This is a genomic window from Kitasatospora sp. NPDC005748, from assembly GCF_040630735.1.
Classification (GTDB): Bacteria; Actinomycetota; Actinomycetes; order Streptomycetales; family Streptomycetaceae; genus Kitasatospora.
Genome location: NZ_JBEXYD010000162.1, coordinates 1 through 1,177, shown reverse-complemented (window position 1 = coordinate 1,177; position 1,177 = coordinate 1). Strand labels below are relative to the sequence as shown.

General features: G+C 72.1%; 1 protein-coding gene and 2 pseudogenes. All 3 read left to right on the top strand.

Annotation, left to right across the window (positions count from 1 at the left end; genetic code table 11):
- Positions 1 to 192 (top strand): annotated as a pseudogene (locus tag ABZ495_RS37080) (roadblock/LC7 domain-containing protein); the annotation flags it as partial.
- A 160-nt stretch (positions 193 to 352) separates the two neighbouring features.
- Entirely contained in the window at positions 353 to 1,051 is a 699-nt protein-coding gene (locus ABZ495_RS37075) for a DUF742 domain-containing protein (RefSeq protein ID WP_329489723.1), read from the top strand.
- A pseudogene (locus ABZ495_RS37070) lies at positions 1,032 to 1,177 on the top strand (ATP-binding protein); the annotation flags it as partial. The gene ABZ495_RS37075 and the pseudogene ABZ495_RS37070, both read left to right, overlap by 20 nt.

Genomic DNA, 1,177 nt, shown 5'->3' with positions numbered 1-1,177 from the left:
ACCGTTGTCGAGATGGAGCGCGGTTTCCTCTTCCTGATGGCCGTCAGCGACGGCTCCGCCCTCGCCGTCCTCGCCTCCCCGGACTCCGACATCGGCCTCGTCGGCTACGAGATGGCACTGCTCGTCGACCGCGCCGGCGCCGTCCTCACCCCCGCGCTCCGCGCAGAACTCCAGGGCAGTCTCCTGCACTGACGGTTCGTCGGATACCGTCCTGGTATTCGAAGCACCTCCACGCCCGTCCCGGGCCCGCTTCGGCGGGCTCGGGTTCGGACGTTGTACGGCCTTCGCACCACCGGCTCCGGACCCGTCCGGAGCTCGCACCGCACCGCCGCACCTTGTGAGGAGAGGAACCGTGACACCGCCCGACGACCGCAGCGGCCAGTACGGCGTTCCGTACCCTGGCACGGGCCATGACGCCTTCGGAGCACCCGGCGTCGCCGGCCACGGTCAGCAGCACGGCCAGTACGGCCAGTACGGCCAGCAGCAGTACGGCCAGCCGTACCCGCAGGAGCAGTACGACCAGTACGGCCGGCAGCAGCCGTCGTACGACGCGCCCCCGGCCGGCTGGCCGGCCCCGGGCAGGACGGACGGCCACCTCCCCGGCCGACACTCCGCCCCCGCCCCGCAGCCCGGCCGGCACCACTCCGGTCCCGGCCAGGAGCCGGCCCAGGAGCCGGGGTACGTCGAGGAGTTCGAGGACGACTACGACTCGGGCCCGCTGATCCGGCCGTTCGCGATGACCGGCGGGCGGACCAGACCGCGCTACGAGCTGGCGCTGGAGGCGCTCGTCTCGGCCGACGTCGACCCGCAGCGCCTGGCCACCCTGCTCCCCGAGCACCAGCGGATCTGCACCTTGTGCACCGAGGTCAAGTCCGTCGCCGAGGTGTCGGCGCTGCTCTCCCTCCCTCTGGGGGTGGCCCGCATCCTCGTGGCCGACCTGGCCGAAGCCGGCCTGGTCGCCATCCACCAGCCCGCTTCCGGCGGCGAATCCGGAAACCAGCCCGACGTCACGCTGCTCGAAAGGGTCCTCAGTGGACTTCGCAAGCTCTAACGCGGCCGCCCCCACCCGCGCCACCACCTCCGCGAAGATCGTCGTCGCCGGCGGCTTCGGTGTCGGCAAGACCACGCTCGTCGGCGCCGTCTCCGAGATCAACCCCCTGCGCACCGAAGCCGTCAT